Source organism: Microcoleus vaginatus FACHB-2002 (genome assembly GCF_040004035.1).
Taxonomy (GTDB): Bacteria; Cyanobacteriota; Cyanobacteriia; order Cyanobacteriales; family Microcoleaceae; genus Microcoleus; species Microcoleus vaginatus_C.
Window position 1 is genome coordinate 53,569 of sequence record NZ_JAMPLN010000015.1, and the last position, 18,338, is coordinate 71,906.

15 protein-coding genes are annotated in these 18,338 nt (G+C 46.9%); 7 read left to right on the forward strand and 8 right to left on the reverse strand.

The features are described 5' to 3' along the window. Positions 1 to 153: 153 nt before the first annotated feature. The 3 genes from NDI35_RS14765 to bioF all read right to left on the reverse strand — a co-directional run bounded on the left by NDI35_RS14765 (position 154) and on the right by bioF (position 2,464). Positions 154 to 360, reverse strand: coding sequence for a hypothetical protein (locus tag NDI35_RS14765; protein WP_445313396.1), 207 nt, complete (start codon positions 358 to 360; stop codon positions 154 to 156). Positions 361 to 828: 468 nt separating this feature from the next. Beyond that, entirely contained in the window at positions 829 to 978 is a 150-nt protein-coding gene (gene pirA, locus NDI35_RS14770) for an arginine synthesis PII-interacting regulator PirA (RefSeq protein ID WP_172185012.1), read from the reverse strand. Positions 979 to 1,291: 313 nt separating this feature from the next. Continuing rightward, positions 1,292 to 2,464: an 8-amino-7-oxononanoate synthase gene (gene bioF, locus NDI35_RS14775; protein WP_445313397.1), complete on the reverse strand. Its 1,173-nt coding sequence runs from the start codon at positions 2,462 to 2,464 to the stop codon at positions 1,292 to 1,294. Between the two features lie 66 nt (positions 2,465 to 2,530). Between bioF and NDI35_RS14780 the strand changes: the two genes are divergently transcribed. Next, a complete protein-coding gene (locus NDI35_RS14780) occupies positions 2,531 to 3,466 on the forward strand; it encodes an exopolyphosphatase (protein ID WP_445313398.1) in 936 nt (311 codons plus the stop codon). 123 nt (positions 3,467 to 3,589) lie between these two features. Here the strand turns inward: NDI35_RS14780 and NDI35_RS14785 are convergent, their stop codons facing one another. Together NDI35_RS14785 and NDI35_RS14790 are read right to left on the reverse strand one after the other, a co-directional pair. Further along, complete coding sequence (locus tag NDI35_RS14785) at positions 3,590 to 3,823, reverse strand: hypothetical protein (protein WP_445313399.1); 234 nt, start codon at positions 3,821 to 3,823, stop codon at positions 3,590 to 3,592. An 11-nt stretch (positions 3,824 to 3,834) separates the two neighbouring features. Next, entirely contained in the window at positions 3,835 to 4,956 is a 1,122-nt protein-coding gene (locus NDI35_RS14790; RefSeq protein WP_445313400.1) for a glycosyltransferase family 4 protein, read from the reverse strand. 46 nt (positions 4,957 to 5,002) lie between these two features. On the opposite strand from NDI35_RS14790, the gene NDI35_RS14795 reads away from it, so the two are divergent. Continuing rightward, a complete protein-coding gene (locus NDI35_RS14795; RefSeq protein ID WP_445313401.1) occupies positions 5,003 to 5,284 on the forward strand; it encodes a transposase in 282 nt (93 codons plus the stop codon). A gap of 800 nt (positions 5,285 to 6,084) precedes the next feature. Here NDI35_RS14795 and NDI35_RS14800 read toward each other — a convergent pair. From NDI35_RS14800 to NDI35_RS14810, 3 genes are all read right to left on the reverse strand, one after another. Next, positions 6,085 to 7,212, reverse strand: coding sequence for a type II secretion system F family protein (locus NDI35_RS14800; RefSeq protein ID WP_445313402.1), 1,128 nt, complete (start codon positions 7,210 to 7,212; stop codon positions 6,085 to 6,087). Positions 7,213 to 7,306: 94 nt separating this feature from the next. Continuing rightward, positions 7,307 to 8,404, reverse strand: coding sequence for a type IV pilus twitching motility protein PilT (locus NDI35_RS14805; RefSeq protein WP_333076451.1), 1,098 nt, complete (start codon positions 8,402 to 8,404; stop codon positions 7,307 to 7,309). A 75-nt stretch (positions 8,405 to 8,479) separates the two neighbouring features. Further along, positions 8,480 to 10,486 carry a GspE/PulE family protein gene (locus NDI35_RS14810; protein ID WP_445313403.1) on the reverse strand — a complete coding sequence of 669 codons (2,007 nt, stop codon included), beginning with the start codon at positions 10,484 to 10,486 and terminating at the stop codon, positions 8,480 to 8,482. 1,292 nt (positions 10,487 to 11,778) lie between these two features. On the opposite strand from NDI35_RS14810, the gene grpE reads away from it, so the two are divergent. The 5 genes from grpE (at position 11,779) to rsgA (ending at position 18,121) form a co-directional block, all read left to right on the forward strand. Then, positions 11,779 to 12,573 (forward strand): nucleotide exchange factor GrpE, encoded by a 795-nt coding sequence (grpE, locus tag NDI35_RS14815; protein ID WP_445313404.1) that lies wholly within the window; start codon positions 11,779 to 11,781, stop codon positions 12,571 to 12,573. Positions 12,574 to 12,866: 293 nt separating this feature from the next. Continuing rightward, entirely contained in the window at positions 12,867 to 15,032 is a 2,166-nt protein-coding gene (dnaK, locus tag NDI35_RS14820) for a molecular chaperone DnaK (protein WP_445313405.1), read from the forward strand. A gap of 132 nt (positions 15,033 to 15,164) precedes the next feature. Next, positions 15,165 to 16,292, forward strand: coding sequence for a molecular chaperone DnaJ (dnaJ, locus tag NDI35_RS14825; protein ID WP_333179976.1), 1,128 nt, complete (start codon positions 15,165 to 15,167; stop codon positions 16,290 to 16,292). A 291-nt stretch (positions 16,293 to 16,583) separates the two neighbouring features. Beyond that, a complete protein-coding gene (locus tag NDI35_RS14830) occupies positions 16,584 to 16,874 on the forward strand; it encodes a sulfurtransferase TusA family protein (protein WP_333372702.1) in 291 nt (96 codons plus the stop codon). Continuing rightward, on the forward strand, positions 16,871 to 18,121 hold the full coding sequence (gene rsgA / locus NDI35_RS14835; protein WP_445313406.1) for a ribosome small subunit-dependent GTPase A: 1,251 nt from the start codon (positions 16,871 to 16,873) through the stop codon (positions 18,119 to 18,121). The genes NDI35_RS14830 and rsgA overlap by 4 nt, the downstream gene beginning before the upstream one ends. Positions 18,122 to 18,338 lie beyond the last annotated feature (217 nt).

Below are 18,338 nucleotides of genomic sequence, written 5' to 3' on the forward strand. Positions count from 1 at the left end.
AAATTGGGCAGGATTTACGCAACTGTCACACCTTTGTGTACCAGCACCGAAATATTAGACAATAAATATCGGAACCTTGGCAAGTTTTAGTTGCTCAATTAAATAATTTGATAGCAGCCGTGTTTAATTTGATATATTGTTTGACGAGTTTTATCAGCTAAACTTTTGAGCGCCTACCCCACGCAACTTCATGCCAAGCAATATGATTTCGGGGAATTCTAGCTTGACGGCACTGGCAATATTCTCTCCCGTTAGTTGCTTGAGTTCCCTAGGAAATTGCTCACTTTTCAAACGAATAGCACACAGTTTTTGTACGTCCTTCATGCTGGCTTGAGTTTGGTGGTTAGTCGCGACTGTCAACTTTTTAGTGCTCCGAACTGGTTAAGGTGATGGGTGACGGCGTGATCACGCCTCACCATGTGCCAGTTTCGTAAGCCCTATAGTTATTAGTAGGGTGCGCCTCGGCGCAATTTACTACTATAGAAAGTGTTAAAAATACAAGGAATGCAGTTTAAGTCCTGTTCTTGCTTTTTCCCTCTTCCTTTTGACTTCATAACTTACGCAAAAAATGGTTGAATCGGCTATTGGTAGAGTATCTGTGGGCCGAGGCGCACTCTACAGATAGAGTTTGTGCGTCCACCAAGACTGTTCCTTCCTCCTTCTTTCTTCTTCCTTCTCAATAAAAAACCCCGGTTTCTTGAAGAAACCGGGGTTTTTCCTACCAACTCAGAGAGGAGTCAAAACTTCACAGGTAGCGGTTGCCGGAATTCTGCATTTCTCGCACAACCCTCTAAACCAAACTACGGGCAAATTCTAGTTGCAGCTTCTTTAAAGCTGTCTCATTTCCTCTTCAAGCACCCGAACCAAATCTTGGTTCCCACTGGATCTCGCTACTTCTATGCGGTGCATCAGTTGCTTGTGAATGTTAGCGCGGTGGGTTTCTGCTACTTTTTTTACGTTTTGACGATTTGTGTTCATGGTGGACGTTCCTTATATAAAATTTGGTGTACCTGCTACTTTTCCAATATAGCGCTAAATTCCAAAAAGTATCTAAATTTACAAAAAATTTACAGTTGTTGACCGCTCGACCAAACTCCTGTATAAGATTGGTCATAAGTCAATAGCGATATCTTGACAATCAAAAAAAAAAGGCAGAACGCTAGAGCTGCCAAAGGACGAAAGCTAGAGCTGGAAAAGCCTAGAGCAGCAGAAGGCAGAAGGCAGAAGTTGAAATTCTCCCCATCTCACAACATTTACTCCCAGGGTAAGGTATTTATGACGTACCCAACATTTACTCAAAACTCACAACTTGCTTCAGCGCCTCTACCAATTGCTGAAGGTGTGCGAGCTCGTGAGTTGCCATCAGCGAAATCCGAATTCGACTGACACTTACAGTCGGAGGCCGAATCGCCGGAGCAAAAATACCCATGTCCTTGAGTTTGCTCCCTACTGTTAAAGCTGCCGCTGCATTTTTTAACGGAAGACTGAAAATTGGGGAGAGGGAATTGCTAATTGGTAATTGGTGATTGGTAATCGCGCAATATTTGAAAGTTCCGATATTTTGTCGCAACCGAACTCGGCGTTCTGGTTCTTGCTGTACAATCCTCACAGCTTCCAAAGCAGCCGCCGCATCAGCAGGCGTCAATGCTGTAGTATAAATCCAAGTCGCAGCTCGATTACGCAGAAAATCAATTAAAGCAGCAGAGCCCGCAACGTAACCACCTAAACTTCCCAAAGCTTTGCTGAGTGTCCCCACTTGAATCAGTGGTGTTCCCGTACACCCGAAATGTTCTGCACAACCGGCACCGCTAGCACCGAAAACTCCTGTAGCGTGAGCTTCATCTACTAATACCATGCAGTTAAAGGTTTCGGCCACAGCCAACAACTGCGGTAGCGGACACAAGTCCCCATCCATGCTAAAGACGCTATCGGTAATAATTAAACACTTGCGGTATCGGGCGCGATTTTGCTCTAGCTTTGCCTTTAAATCCTCAAGATTGCAGTGACTGTACTCTAGGGCAGTTGCACCGCTGAGTGTGGCACCGTTTTTCAGGCTCGAATGGTTGTACTTGTCAGATAATATCAAATCGCGCTTGCCGACAACGGATGCGATCGCCCCTAAATTCGCCAAATATCCCGAACTAAATACTAAAGCATCTTCAGTTTGTTTTAAATTAGCAATACCCAGTTCTAGCTGTCGGTGCAAATCGCGGTGTCCGCTGACCAACCTCGAACCCGTCGCACCCGTACCAAATTCCTTAGTGGCAGCCATAGCAGCTTGAATTAACCTGTCATCGCCGGCAAGTCCGAGATAATCGTTGCTGGCAAAGTTAATCAGGCTCTGGCCTGATAACTTTACCACAGGCCCGGGGCAACTATCGATCGATCGTGGCGATCGATACCAATCGGCACTGCGAACTGTGTCCAGGGCCTTCTCTATCCAAGCGTAAGGGTCTGCGTTCATATTGGAAAGCGATCGGGTAATACGTTATATTAGCTGGTGATCAGTTCCTCCCTATCACAGAAGCATATGCCACTCACTAAAAAATACAGATTAGTCACCCGCAGCGATTTTGACGGTCTTGTCTGTGCCGTTTTGCTCAAAGAACTCGATATGATCGACGAGATTAAATTCGTGCATCCTAAAGATATGCAGGATGGGAAAATCGAAATAACAAATAACGATATTAGCACCAATTTACCCTATGTTGAGGGAGTTCATCTAGCTTTCGATCACCATTTCAGCGAAACTCTTAGACACGAGAAAATCAAAATTAACCACATCATCGATCCCTATGCAGCTTCTGCAGCTAGGGTACTGTACAAATATTATGGAGGCAAAGCAAAGTTTCCTGATATTTCTGAGGCGATGATGGCGGCAGTTGACAAATCAGATTCCGCTCAATTTGCCCAAGAAGAGGTTTTGCATCCGCAAGAATGGGTGTTATTAAACTTCATAATGGACGCCCGAACAGGCTTAGGAAGGTTTAAAGACTTTACGGTCTCCAATTATCAGTTAATGATGCAGTTAATCGATTACTGCAAAAATCATACCATCGATGAAATTTTGCAGCTTCCTGATGTAAAAGAAAGAGTAGACCTCTACTTCGAGCAAGAAGAAAAATTTAAAGAGCAAATACAGAGATGCGCCAAAGTTTATAATAATTTAGTTGTTTTGGATTTGCGTAACGAAGAGGTGATTTATGCGGGGAATCGTTTTGTAATTTATGCTTTGTTCCCCGATTGCAATATATCGATTCACGTACTTTGGGGACTGAAACAACAAAATACTGTTTTCGCAGTTGGCAAGTCAATCTTTAACAAAACTTCTAAAACTAATATTGGGGAGTTAATGTTAAGATATGGCGGCGGTGGGCACCAGAATGCCGGAACTTGTCAGATTGAGAACGATAAAGCTAGTCAAGTTTTAAAAGAGTTAATTGCCCAGATCGAGCAAAATGGTTAAATTGGCTTTATCTTTTTTGCAGTCAGGACTTGAGTCTTTGATTATTTATTTTAATTTTCAGCACTAAAGTCCTTACTACAAACAGGGATTTTTAGGACTGAAGTCCTTACTGCAAACGGGAGTTTAGTCCTCAAGGTTTTGAGCTGACGGGTTCTGAACATTGAGATTTTCGGAACAGTTGCCTTTGACTGGTGGCAAATGGTCTACCAAACCCATATCAAAAGCGATATCCGGCAACTCATCAGCGTTATATTTTCCTGGCTCAAACAATCGCCCGGGAGTAAAACAAGGCTGTTTCAATCGTACCATTTCCCCCGGTGAAAACATTCCCCTAAACATTTTGCGTTCGAGTCCCATAATTTCGGCTCCTAAAACAATTCTCGCATTAATTTTAGCAATTTTTGAGCGGCAGCTTCCCAATTAAATAAATCCGCCGTCTCTCTAGCTTTTTGAGCTACATGAAAACGCATCGGGTCTTCAACAATTTTTCGCAACTGTTCGCGAACAGACTGAACATTTGGTTCTGCCCAATGAGGAGCATTTCTGATTTCTAGATACTGAGTATCGTAACACTTTCCGACGGGAATTAGAGCGTAAGCAATGGGATAGCAGTTTTCAGCATTGGCGTACTCAGTCGGGCCGCCGTACATAGTCATAGCAACGGGCAAACCTGCAGCAAAGGCATCCAAAATTTTAATCGCAAAACCCTCCCCGCGAAACGGAGCTAAAAAAGCATCGGCTGACAAGTATAAATCAGCTAGTTCTGCTTTATTACAAAATTTAGGGATTATCAGAATTTTGGCTTTTAACTTGCCGAGCTGCTTTTCGATATGGGCGAGATGTTTCACTATAACATCAGGATTTTTTCCTCCATCTTTTATTATTAACTTTACGTTAGAATCATCTTTAAACTCTTCCCAAAAAGCTTGAATTGCCAGATCCGTGCCAAATCTATACATATCAAAAGAATTGGTCATGTGTAGAATATGTTTTACATCTTTTGGTTGTTTTGGGGATCTGGGAAAATAGAGTTGCGAGATTAAAGGATTGAAACCTAGAGGCATGACTGAGACGTTGGCCGCCGGACATCCCGCTTTTATTAAAACGTTTTTAGAGTATTGGCTGACGGCTAGTTTGTGGGATGAAGTGTTAACAGCATCGTAAATCCAGTAATCATAATCATCATGGTTTTGGGCGAATTCGTAATTGATAGCAAAAAGTTCTAAGTTGAGATGTCCGTTGAGTTCTTTTAAAAAATAAGGTTTCCAATAATGAGACCATTTGATCTGAAATAAATCTGAGGGTGCAGTGTTCATCCACTTCGCTAGCAGGTCGTTTTCTTCTGCTGTCAAATTGCGGCTGAGATGAGATGCTATTGTTGAAGGTTCAACCGAAATAGGAATTCCCATTTGGTGTAAAGTTTTCGCCAGGGATAGCGTAATATCAGCGAAGGAGTTAAAGTGTTGAAAACCAACGTTAAAGTGAACCATATTTATTGGTTATTAGTCAGGGTAATCGCATCTAATTTGGTATAAATTGTACTTGACAAATGACAGAAAATGCACCCGCCAGAGGCAGGGCTGCGGCGGAGACGCGATCGGCGACCAACCAGCAGTTAAACAGGGAATGAACAAAGGCAGGTATCCCTCACTCAGGCAGATGGAAAAAGGCTGCCGTGAAATCTACCGGCAACGGAACATTGTTGAACTTGCTATCAACCGACTCAAACAATGGAGTCCGATCGCTATTCGATATGATAAGCTGGCTGCCAATTATACAGCCATGATTACGATCGCCTGCATTCTGTCGTGGTTATAGTTTGAAAACACGCCCTAGGCAAGATCACGTGATGGAGATAAGTCAACTAGGTGGAACCCCAGCGAGCGTGCTTAGCTGGCTATCAGTATCACACTAAATTTTCATTCCTTAGTTTAGGAGCTGCCATTGAATGATGCTGTCAAATATTTGAAAAATTTCCCTTGCCATTATACCTTAATTAATGCGATTACCCTGTAATATCTCTGAGTATTTTTTTATTTTTTCTCTTCTGGGGTCGTTCAAATTGGCACGATATTCTAAAAAACTGGCATTTAATATATTCACCCAAGGCAATGAATCTGTTTGTTTTGTTGGTGATTTAAAGTTTGAGTAAAACCTTTTGCCCTTGATAGCACTCATAAACTACAATAACTACATTGAAATTTATTCGGATTTAACTCTAGCATATTTTGGGTTCAAATTAAGATGCGTTTACCCTGGAGCGTAAGACCAGGATTAGGCAGCAGTTAAATCTGTCTGCCCTACTTGACTTTTGTGACATTTTCGTAAGTTATCAACCATGGGAAGATCCTGGTGATGAAGATTGGGAAGCTCTGCCTCCCAATAGTTTTCTCCTTTTAATCGAGGATGTGCCTCCTCCAAAGGCATTCCCAGGCAGAGCCTGGGAACGATTGGAATAGTCATTGGTCATGCGTTAATTGCTAAGCTGTTGCGGCATTTAAATTGTCTGTCAAAAAACAATCAAACAATGAGTGGGGTGGGCCTCCGCCGGCAGAGAATATGCAATTTAAATGCGTAGCAGCTTACTAACTAATAACTAATAACTAATTACCCCTTTTTTACAGCTTCTCAAACACGGAGAACATCGGCAGATACATCGACAGCAAAATCGAACCTACGATACCACCGACGAAAACAATCATCAGAGGTTCTAGCATACTGGTAAGTCCTTTTACTGCTTCTTCCACTTCCGTTTCGTAGAAAGCGCCCACTTTCATCAGCATCTTGTCAAGTTCCCCTGTCTCCTCGCCAATTGCCATCATTTGAATAGCCAAAGACGGAAAAACAGCTTGTTCTTGCAAAGCAATACTGATCATGCCGCCACTTTGAATTTCCTGCCTGGCATATTCGATCGCATTAGATATCGCCTGATTCCCAGCCACATCTCGCACAATTTCCAAAGAATTGAGAATCGGCACGCCCGATCGCGTCAGCGACCCAAATATCACGCAAAACCGAGCCACCGCCGATTTTTCGATCAAATCTCCAAACACCGGCAATTTCAGCGCAATCTTATCAATTTGTAGGTGACCTACTGGAGTTTTGTAGTACATATCGAAGGCAATTTTGAGCGCTATAATTACCCCAATAACTGTTATCTGTTGGATCGGAGGCCAAGCCGTACAAAATTTACTAATTCCCAACATAATCAGCGTAAAAGTTGGCAAATCTGCACCAATATCCTCAAAGATTTTAGCGAAAACTGGTAGCAAGAATATGGTCATTGCGAAAAAAACCGCGACCGCGATGCCCAACACAGTCTTCGGATAAGACATCGCCGAATTAATTTCGGCTTCCGTCTTGTGATTTTTTTCCATCATCACGGCTAGACGGTCTAGAGTTTCATCTAGCACCCCCCCGACTTCTCCCGCCGCCACCATGCTGATAAACAGTTGGTCAAAAACATCAGGAAACTTAGCCATCGCCTCTGCCAAGTTTATCCCCTCCTGCACGTCAGCATTCATGCTCCTGAGCGCTCGTTTCAGCTTAGCATTAGAACACTGCTCGTGCAGCACGGAAAGGCATCTCACGATCGCCACCCCTGCATTAAACATAGCCGCAAACTGACGAGCAAAAATAGCCATATCCTTAACAGTAAGACTGGTAAGGTTATACTCGATTTGCTCCTGAATCTTACTGAAATCAAAGCCACCTTTCGGTTTTTCGCGGATAACGTTGGTAGCCACAGCTCACCTCTGAAAATTTATTAAAAGTTATGACTCATCAGTCATCAGTCATTAATTCAGCCTGCGAACTCCTGACTAATGACTGCAGACTGAATTAATGAGCTTTTACCGGGGCGCCACCAACAGGTGCCGGGCCGATCAAGCGCTCGAGTTCGTCAGCCTTAGAAGCCTTTGCCATTGCCGATTCCCAAGTGACTTTACCGCTCTTGTAAAGTTCAGCGAGGGCCATTTCCATCGTCCTCATACCCAATTTTGCCCCCATTTGGATTTGGGAGTAAATCATGGGAGTTTTGCCCTCCCGGATCAAGTTAGCCATAGCTGGAGTATTTACCATGATTTCCATAGCGCAGCAGCGGCCGCCCCCAACTTTTATTACCAAATTTTGGCTGCAAATTCCCACCAAAGAGTTAGACACCTGGGCGCGAACTTGGGGTTGTTGAATGGGCGGGAACACGTCCAAAATCCGATCGATCGTTGCAGCCGCCGAATTAGTGTGCAGCGTTCCCATCACCATGTGACCGGTTTCTGCCGCCGAAATTGCCAGACCGATCGTTTCTAAGTCCCGCATTTCCCCCACAAGAATTACATCAGGATCTTCGCGCAAAGCAGCTTTCAGCGCATTAGCAAAGCTCTTAGTATCTTCGCCTTTTTGGCGCTGGTGAAACAAACTCTTGATATTAGGAAACACATATTCGATCGGATCTTCAACTGTTAGAATATGTTCCGCCCGCGTCCGGTTGACCAGATCCAACAACGCCGCCATCGTAGTAGTTTTCCCGGAACCCGTTTGTCCCGTCACCAACAGCATACCCCTGGGTCTTTCCGTCAGATCCCGCAAAATTTGCGGCACGCCTAAAGCATCTGCGTTAGGGATCTTAGAAGCCAGAGCCCGCATACAAGCAGCCCAAGCACCCCGCTCCCGGTAGACATTGACCCGAAACCGAGCCAATCCCCGAACGCCGTAAGCGCAGTCGAGTTCCCACTCCATTTCCAACTGCTTGCGCTGCATATTGTTGAGCATTTGGAAAATTAGGATCTGCACTTCCTCAGCAGACAGAATGTCGCCGTATTGAGTCTGAGGAGTTAGTTTACCGCTGACTCGGAAGAATATAGGCGCGCCCGCTTGGATGTGTATGTCCGAACCCCCTTGCTCTACCAGGGACTCCAGTACGTCTTCAATCATCAGACCCATAGATACCTCTCCTCGATCAAATTGATAGTTATTGACCAATCTAGCTCAGTTAACAGTCAACAGTTAACTGCTGAATCAATCCACAAAGCGTGGCGTCAAGCAGTACGGACAATCCAGCATCTCCGGCTTCAATTCCGCCCGACAACTTTTGCAGGTAAGTCCCTGCTTGCGTTTGGCTTTCAGTTCAGCCTCCAGGCCCGAGTCAGTAAACGTCACCCGCTCGACTTCTTCAAAAGTAGTCGCGCCTTCCCGCACTAACTGCAAGCTGTAAGCCAACAACGTTTTCATCCCTTCTTCTACTGCTGCTTCCTTAATTTGCTCTGTGGGAGCTCCTTGAGTGATCAGAGTTTGAAGCCGCTCAGTATTTTTCAGGAACTCGTAAACCCCTACCCGTCCTTTGTAGCCTAGGCCGGCGCACTTGGTACAAAGTTGCTCGCGTTCTGCCAGTTCCTTCCTTTCCTCCACCGGTACAGTGTTGGCTTTGTAAACAGTTAGATCAATTTCTTGAGAAGCCGACAGACCGTACTTGCCGAGTTCTGCGGCAGTAGGCTGGTAAGGAATGCAGCATTTGTCGCAAACGCGCCGCATCAGACGCTGAGCCAACACGCCCAACAGAGCTGCCGAAACCATGAACGGTTCTACGCCCATTTCGGCCAAACGCGCGACCGCCCCGGCCGCGTCGTTCGTGTGCAGCGTCGTCAGCACCAAGTGTCCCGTCAAAGCAGCTTCCAGAGCGGTTTTTGCCGTTTCCTTGTCCCGCGTTTCCCCCACCAGCATCACGTCAGGGTCTTGCCGCAAAAATGCCCGCAGAATGTTGGAAAAAGTCAAGTCTTTTTCCCGAATTACTTGACATTGGGTAATTCCTGGCAAAGCATATTCGATCGGGTCTTCCGCTGTACTGATATTAACCCCCGGATCGTTCCGTTCCGCCAGAATCGAGTAGAGAGTAGTTGACTTGCCCGAACCCGTCGGCCCCGTCACCAAAATCAGTCCGAAGGGACGGCTAGCACTCTCTCGGACTAAAGCCAGAGTTTCCTGATCGGAGATTAACAAACCCAAGCCCAACTGAGTGCTGGAACTGTCCAAAATCCGCAGCACGATTTTTTCGCCGTACCGCGAAGGTAAGCTGTTCACCCGGAAATCGACCGTGCGTCCCTCAAATACCCGGCGGATGCGGCCGTCTTGAGCTTGTCGGCGTTCGGCAATATCCAGGTTGGCAATAATCTTGAAACGAGCGGTAATCGATGCGACTACCTGCTTGGGAAACCGGAAATACTCTTGCAGCACCCCGTCTTTCCGCATCCGAATCCGCATGAACTCTTCTTGAGGTTCTACGTGGATGTCGGACACCTTTTCCGACAGAGCTTTAGCCAAAATGATATTGACCGCCTTAATTACCGGAGCGGCCTCAGCATCGTCCAAGGTGTTAGCTAGGTCTTCTTGGTCGGCACTCTCCTCTTCTAGCGAGAGTTCGCCAAAATCTCCCTCCCCTAAATCCATCTTTCTCTGCTTTTCGGCTGCTGCCATTTTGGCTGCTACCTTAACTTGGTCCTCTTGATAGGCAGAAGTTATGTCCTGATAGTCGTCTGGCGTAATCACCCGTCGCTGCAAAGCCAAGCCATGAGGCTGTAAAATCCGCCGCAAATCTTCTATAGCGTTGAGGTTGTCGGGATCTACCATTGCCACTAAAACCGCCGCCGGCTCAGTTTCAGTCTTTGCTACGGGTAAAAACCGACCTTGGTGACAAATGTCGAGCGAAATCTTCAACGTCTCGAGCATAAGTCCCAGTTGCTCGTTAGACATTTCGCTCATCTCCGGGTCAAATGCTTCAACCCCGTAGACTATCTTCCGTTCAAACATCTGCTGCTTCTTGTAAAGTCGCAGCAATTCTGGGGGTAACGGCTGCCCGGTAAGTGCTTCTAATACCTCCGTCAAACGCTTGCCCGACTTCTGGCTTTCAATTTGAGCTTGCTTGACTTGCTCGCCGTTGACGTAACCCGACAGAATCATCTTGGTGAGAGCCGGAGGAAATTGGCTCACAGAAACTATGGATGTGGAGCGAAGCGGGGATGTGCTAGTCATAAAAAACACTCAATAGGTGGGAAACTCAGTCACAAAGAGTGCTGAGAGGAAAACCAAGGCGGGGTTTTAACCCCCGTATTCTTTGCTTATGGATCAGCTATCATTTTCTTGCTCAATCCCTATCTCTCAAGTGTAAGCTCGAAGTCCCCTCTAAGCTTCGTCCACAAATTGACGAGATGTTGGAGGGATTTGCCGGTGCTTGCAATCAAATCTTGTTCGTTGAGTGCTAAGTTGCTTACTTACCTGATTAACTTGCGGGATACTCTCGTTATAGCGTCAGGGCAAATCATTTGGGGATTCCCCGTACCGGGAGAGAAAAGCGGGGCGGGGTGTGTCCCCTTCCTAGGCTAATTCTATTTTCCCAAATTGTTTGCTCAAATTACACCGCCCGTGGTGGCGCGGTTAGCTGTACTAAATTAAAGATGACCTATGTTCTGTGATGATAGCTTTTATGAAAGCCTCGATCGCCCTTGTGAAATATATTTTGATTAATTATCTGCGATCGGTCACTGCCCGATCGCCGGTTACATCAGTCCCCAGGGCAAATTTTGAGCTACTCTAGTTTGGGATCATTAAATATTACTTTAATTCTTCTTTGCTGTCTGAGCCTTTGTGACGTAAGCTTAACGGAGCAGAAATGTTGGAAATTAGCAAATTAGATATCAGTCTAATCTACAGATAATTACCTCGAACCGACCAGCTAATCTCTATCATTTTGCTGCCACAAATTCGCCCCTTCAAGCGACTTCGGCGGTGTTGAATCCGAAAAACCACAGCCCAAATTCGCATCAAGATTAACAACCTAGTAGCTGAGTGACACAAGCACACACCTAACTACTTAGTCACTTTACACAAATTCCTTTTTTTGCCTACTTGGGAAACTCAGCAAATGATAATAAATGCCAGCATCAGCTTGCAACTAAAACAGCCTGACCGATGATAACTTTAAGTCAGTATCGTTTTAAGTAAACCTTGAAACATCAAGCCTCCTAGGTGGGAAATATTGTAGTAGACTTAACAGCAAAATATACTTATAAAAATTGTTGTAAATGCGATCGCGGTAATTAAAAATGAGAAACCAACAAACGTTGGGTTGGCCCCATTATGGCAATAGTATACGTAAATACCTAAACGGGCCTTTGAATATTTTATGGAAAGCTTTGAGCAATGTCTCCATATCTGGCGAGATTCCCTCTTTTCAGATTGTGCCATACACAGTCAATTCGAGTCCTCTAGATTTACCGGGTTAACTGTATCTGCTAGAATTGATAGGGTTCTGTCGCGCAGCTTTTATGATTGACGAGGAAAAACAGCAAGATCAAGATCCTAACTCAACTGGGGAAACCACCCCAGAGGGTTCGCCAATGGCAAGCGAAACTCCGGCGGCATCAGGAAACTCGAACGAATCGGCGGATTGGGAGCTCGAACTTGCTCGAGCTTATCAAAGTGCTCAGGGCGATCGCACCCCAGCAAACGCATCGGGGCCTACCGTCACCGGCAGTTCAACCAACAGTCCGACTGCAGACGCGGCGGAGCCTTGGAAGAAGGAACTGGCGCAGGTAACCGAGGAAAAAGAGGCTTTAAAAACTCAGTTGCAAGTCGCATCCGCTCAACTAGAAGAACTGAAAAATCAAAATCTCCGCCTAGCAGCAGATTTTGAGAACTTCCGCAGGCGTACCCAAAAGGAAAAAGAAGAGCTAGATTTACAGGCAAGGTGTCTCACGATTAAACCCCTGTTGCCGGTAATTGACAATTTCGAGCGCGCTCGATCGCACATCAAGCCGCAAACCGATGGCGAAATGAACATTCACAAAAGCTACCAAAGCGTTTACAAGCAAATGGTAGACGGCCTCAAGCAAATCGGGGTTTCTCCGATGCGCCCCGAAGGTGAACAGTTTGACCCCAACCTCCACGAAGCTCTGCTGAGCGAGCCAACTGACGAACACGAGGAAGGAACAATTATCCAAGAACTAGAACGCGGCTACATTCTGGGCGATCGCGTCTTGCGGCACGCCAAAGTGAAAGTTGCAGCGGCTGGGCTATCTGTGGTAGCCTCAGATGAAAATCCCGATAGTTCGGAAGGTTAATCGGGATACAAGCTACTGCATTCCTCAAAGTCACTGACCCCCGAATAGAATTCGGGGGTTCCAAGGTGGCAGACTCACCAACTTATTAATTAAAGATGACTAAAAGCACGTCAGCGCTTTCTCCAAAAATTCTGAAAAATGTTTTTACCAGTCTTTGATATTGCTTTAGGACATCAAGTTTATTTCCTACAAATCTAGTCTGGTAATGCTTGTTTAAACAAGCTGAGTCGTTTTTCCTCCCCCAACCTGTAGTTGGAGGTTTCCAAACATCCCACAAAGTTTTATGAGGCGCTATGGGAAAAATTATTGGAATTGACTTAGGCACAACTAACAGTTGCGTAGCTGTGTTAGAAGGCGGTAAACCCGTCGTGATCGCCAATTCCGAGGGCGGCCGCACAACTCCGAGTATAGTAGGATTCGGCAAGGCGGGCGATCGCTTAGTAGGTCAACTAGCCAAGCGACAAGCTGTAACTAATGCTGTAAATACTGTCTACAGTATCAAACGATTTATCGGACGACGGTGGGACGACACGGAAGAAGAACGAGCGCGGACTCCCTATACCTGCATAAAAGGCAAAGACGATACCGTTAACGTCCAAATTCGGAACAAGGTTCACACTCCCCAGGAAATCTCGGCAATGGTACTCCAAAAGCTCAAGCAAGATGCTGAAGCTTATTTGGGACAAACTGTTACCCAAGCCGTGATTACAGTGCCAGCCTACTTCACAGACGCCCAACGGCAAGCTACTAAAGACGCAGGTACAATCGCGGGCCTAGAAGTCCTGCGGATCGTTAACGAACCGACGGCGGCAGCCCTTTCCTACGGGCTGGACAAGCAAAATATAGAACAGAAAATCTTGGTCTTTGACCTAGGTGGCGGTACTTTCGACGTTTCGATCCTGCAACTGGGAGACGGAATTTTTGAAGTCAACGCTACCTCCGGTAACAACCATCTCGGAGGAGATGACTTTGACGACTGCATAGTCCAGTGGCTCGTAGAAGCTTTCCGGACTCAAGAAGGCAGTGACCTCTCACAAGACAAAATGGCCTTGCAGCGCCTCCGAGAAGCTGCCGAAAAAGCGAAAATCGAACTATCAAACCGGGAATCCACCTCAATCAATCTGCCCTTCATCTCTTCTGACGAAAAAGGGCCGAAGCATTTGGAAATGGAACTCTCCAAAGCTCAGTTTGAAAAACTGGTGGCTCATTTGGTGCAAGCGACGATCGATCCGGTGACTCAAGCCCTCAAAGACGCAAGTTTGACCCCCAAAGACATAGACAGAATTATTTTAGTGGGAGGCTCAACCCGGATTCCGGCAGTTCAAAAGGCAATTAGCAAGTATTTTGGGGGCGTTTCTCCCGATAAATCGGTCAATCCCGACGAAGCTGTAGCCGTAGGCGCGGCAATTCAAGCCGGAGTGTTGGGTGGTGAAGTCAAAGACTTGCTGCTGCTCGATGTGACGCCGCTCTCCCTGGGACTGGAAACCTTGGGCGGGGTGTTCACCAAAGTAATCGAGCGCAATACAACTATTCCCACCAGTCGATCGCAAATGTACAGCACGGCGGCAGACGGGCAAACGTCGGTAGAAATTCACGTGCTCCAAGGCGAGCGGGCATTGGTTAAAGACAATAAAAGTCTCGGCAAGTTCCTGCTCAAAGGCATTCCCCCAGCCCCCCGCGGCGTACCTCAAATCGAAGTTACCTTTGAAATCGATGCCAACGGGATTCTCAAAGTCGCCGCTGAAGACAAGGGAACCGGAAAAGAACAAAGCATCCAAATTTCCAATACAGGGGGATTGAGCGAAACCGAAGTCGAGCGGATGCGACAAGAAGCCGAACTTTACGCCGACGAGGACATCAAGCGCGCTCTACTCGTCGAACTCAAAAATCAAGCTGACTCCCTCGTCTATAATTGTGGTGTAACTTTAAAAACCAACGCGCAACTGCTGAGTGACGAGCTCAAGGCCGAAGCGGAAACAGCCGCAGCAGCCTTGCGGGCAGCGATGACTAACCCCGACATCACAATCGAGGAACTCACCCCCGCAATCGAATCTTTCAAGCAACTGCTATACTCGCTGGGGACAGCAGTCTACGACCAAGCCCGCAGCGGGGTAGCCCCGTCAGGAGCTGTTGTTGAAAGCGAGATGATGTCAGAAGTAGAATCATCAGAACCAGAAGAGGTTAAAGCGGACGACGACAGCATTTTGCTGAAAGAAGAGTTGCTGGTGGCGCCGGAACCAAAGCCGGAACCAAAGCCGGAACCAAAGCCGGAACCAAAGCCGGAACCAAAGCTGGAATCAAAGCCGGAACCAAAGCTGGAATCAAAGCCGGAATCAAAGCCGGAACGACAGTCAAAACGACAGTCAAATCCACAGCCAAGTCCACAGCCAAGTCCACAGTCAAAACAAAAACAGAAGGTTCCCGAACCAGAAGTTGATGATATGAATCCTTTCCTTTAAAACTGAAAAGCTAAGAATTAAAAGTTAAAAATTAACAATGAGAATTTTTGATTTTTAATCTGTAATTTCAGGAAAGGTCGCCCGTTTCTTTTTCGTACACTTTTTGTTATTTACCTCCAGGCAAGCAGCTCTATGGCCGGTGATTACTATGAAATATTAGGCGTTTCTCGCAGCGCAGACAAAGAAGAAATTAAGCGTGCTTACCGCCGCCTAGCTCGCAAGTACCATCCAGATGTCAACAAAGAATCCGGTGCTGAGGAGCGGTTTAAAGAAATTAACCGCGCCTACGAGGTACTCTCAGAACCAGAAACTCGCGCCCGTTTCGACCGTTTCGGCGAAGCAGGAGTCAGCGGTGCAGGCGCACCTGGGTTCCAAGACTTTGGTGACAGCTTTGCCGATATTTTTGAAAGCTTCTTTCAGGGTTTTCAGGGAGGTGTCGGCCAACAACAGCAAGGTCGCAGGCGCAGCGGGCCGGTGCGCGGAGACGATTTGCGCCTGGATTTGCGACTGGATTTTCGGGAAGCAGTGTTTGGTGGCGAAAAAGAACTTCGCATCAAGCATTTAGAAACCTGCGAAACTTGCACCGGGACTGGCGCGAAACCGGGAACCCGACCACAAACCTGCTCGACTTGTACCGGCAGTGGTCAAGTCCGACGCGCTACCCGCACTCCTTTCGGCAGCTTTACTCAAGTTTCAGTTTGCCCCACTTGCAACGGCACCGGGCAAGTGATTGAGGATAAGTGCGAAACTTGCGGCGGCCGGGGTCAGAAAGAAGTGATGAAAAAGCTGAAAATCACAATTCCGGCTGGGGTTGACAACGGTACTCGCTTACGTGTTTCCAATGAAGGGGATGCCGGCAAACTGGGCGGGCCTCCCGGGGATCTTTACGTGTTCTTGGCGGTGAATGAAGACCCGCTATTTAAGCGCGACGGCACTAACGTTAGCTCGGAAGTTAAGATTAGTTATTTGCAAGCAATTTTAGGATGCCGGTTGGAAGTGGAAACTGTAGACGGGCCGACGGAATTGTTGATTCCTAGCGGAACTCAGGCAAATACTGTTCTGACTCTGGAGAAAAAAGGGGTGCCTCGGTTGGGAAATCCAGTCAGTCGTGGCGATCATTTGATTACGGTGTCTATTGACATTCCTACTAAGGTGACGGCTGAGGAACGGGAATTGCTGATGCAGCTTGCTAAGCTGAAGGGCGATCGTACCGGTAAAGGCGGTATAGAAGGATTTCTGGGCAATTTGTTTCAGAAATAAGCAATTTTTGACACCCATGGGTGTCAAATTTTCCTGTTTCAGGATTCCCAGGCAATTTGTTTCAGTATCGGTCAAAAATTTGTGTGCAATTGCTCACAAAAATCTCAGGTGGGACGCTTCCTGGGCATTGCGTCTCAGCAGCGCTCAAAAAAGTGAGCGCAATTGCGCTCACTTTTTTCAGAAAGAATAATAGTCTGTGTCCAATTGGACACAAAATTTTAGATTCTCCAGTTTCCAGGCAACTTGTTTTAAAAACTAAGGCTTTCAGGATTTGAGATTGCAAAAAGCATTATGAATTCAACATCGAAAATTGAAAATCCCAAATCCCCAGATGCCAAAATCGATCTGCGGGGTACTCCGTGTCCTCTGAATTTTGTCCGCACTAAACTGCGCTTGGAACAAATGGCACCGGGTGCTGTTTTGGAGGTGTGGCTGGATGCTGGGGAGCCGATCGAACAAGTACCTGATAGTCTCAAAATGGAAGGGTACCAGATTCTGGAAACGCAATTTGTCGCGGATCAGCCGGAGTCGGGCTTTTTTTCAATGAAAGTGCAGCGCCCAGAAGACAAGGAAGCAGGATGAGCCTCAATTCACCCTCGATCGTGGGTACTGTAATTGCTGTTCAGGCTAACTTCTACCAAGTGAGGTTAGATCCCGAAGTCTCCATTGATGGGAAAAATGCTCCCCTCGCTGATTCTCCGATTCTCCTGTGTACTCGCCGCACTCGACTGAAAAAAATTGGTCAACAGGTGATGGTGGGCGATCGCGTGGTGGTAGACGAACCGGACTGGACTGACCGCCGAGGTGCAATTTCTGAAGTCTTCCCGCGCCAAACAGAACTCAACCGCCCGCCTGTCGCTAATGCCGATCGCATTCTCCTTGTTTTTGCCCTTGCTGAACCAGACTTAGATCCGGCATCATTAACTCGGTTTTTAGTCAAGGCCGAATCTACAGGTTTAGAAGTGAGTTTGTGCCTGAACAAATGCGATTTGGTCACGCCCGATGAGTTGGAACAGTGGCGCGATCGGCTTTCCGGCTGGGGCTACGAACCAATGTTTATTAGTGTCCGCAGCGGTGCAGGAGTTCAGCAAGCCCCCGCTAATGCTCAAAATGAAATTTCTGGGTCAGAACCCTGTTTCCATGACTTAGTGGAAAAAATAGAGCCATCTCTGATGAGTTATGAGGATAACCCCCAAGTTCCAAATTTGGTCAAGCCGTTACATCCGTTAAACCCCGTACATAGCCCGTTGCCGAACTTGCTTCTAGACCACCTGCAAGGGAAAATAACGGTAATTTGTGGCCCTTCTGGGGTTGGCAAGTCCAGCTTGATCAACCAACTGATCCCGGCCCTGAACCTACGAGTGAACGCTGTTTCCGGCAAACTCGGTCGCGGGCGCCATACGACTCGCCACGTCGAACTATTTGAACTCCCCGGCGGCGGACTTTTGGCCGATACTCCGGGCTTTAATCAGCCGGCTCTCGAATGCGATCCGTCCGAGTTAGCTGCATATTTCCCAGAAGCGCGCCAGAGGCTGGCTTTGGGTAGCTGCCAGTTTAGCGACTGTTCGCACCGAGACGAGCCTAACTGTGTGGTGCGGGGAGGTTGGGAGCGCTATGAGTATTACTTGCAGTTTCTCGAAGAGGCGATCGTCCGCCAACAAGCTCTGCAAAACTCCAGCAGCGCCGAGGCGAGTTTGAAGCAGCAAACCAAGTCGGATGGTACGCAGCATTACGAACCGAAGCTGCAAACTAAAAAATATCGCCGCTCTTCCCGCCGCCTTCAACACCAGTCTCTCCAAGATATGTGTCAAGACTTAGAGGAATTGTGAGGAAGTCGCCGCCCATCGCCCGTAAGCACTAGACAACAGTACCAAGACTTACCCAGAAACCGGGTTTCCTCGACGAAAATACTTTGTTGCACCCCGATGCCCCCTTCGCAAAACCGGCTTTCTTTAGTGGCGAGTGCGTAAGTCCTGAGTACATTAATAGCTAAAATTAAATGGCCTTAGATTTGTTAAAAAAAGTAGAACAGAAGCAAAAGTTAGC